The following is a 480-nucleotide window of genomic DNA, read 5'->3' on the forward strand; positions in this document are numbered from 1 at the left end:
AAACAAACAAAACATCTATTCTACCAAGTAGGAAAAACGAAAAAACTTTTCGACCAAAAAACTGTTTTGGTCGAAAAGTTTGCATTTATTGTAAATCTACCATACCTTTGTCCCGTAATAAAATCAAAAGTAAAGCAGCATGGTAGATGAAGAAAAAGTAAAATCTGAAATTATAGAAACAGCGAGAGGGTTGATTCAGCAGTTCGGCATACAGAAAGTGACGATGCAAGATATTGCAAAAGCCGCAGGAAAGGGAAAAAGCACTCTGTATTATTATTTCAAAAAAAAAGAAGAAATATTGGATGCTGTTTTAGATGAAGAAATGAATGAGTTCTATCTGAAATTCAAGAAGGCGGTTGAGAAAGAAACAGACTTTCATGCCAAACTGAAAACCTATATTGTCACTAAAATAAAAACAGTCGAATCCAAAGTTAAGGCTTACGCTTTTCTAATTGAAAATGACAATCATTATTTCGATTT

General features: G+C 32.5%; 1 protein-coding gene. It reads left to right on the forward strand.

Annotated features, from left to right (window positions below):
• Nucleotides 1-139: 139 nt before the first annotated feature.
• The coding region (locus FRY97_RS22080; RefSeq protein WP_147169786.1) for a TetR/AcrR family transcriptional regulator at nt 140-480 on the forward strand (341 nt) is incomplete at its 3' end.

Origin of the sequence: Phaeodactylibacter luteus (genome assembly GCF_007993045.1) — a bacterium.
In the GTDB taxonomy this organism is placed as follows: Bacteria; Bacteroidota; Bacteroidia; order Chitinophagales; family Saprospiraceae; genus Phaeodactylibacter; species Phaeodactylibacter luteus.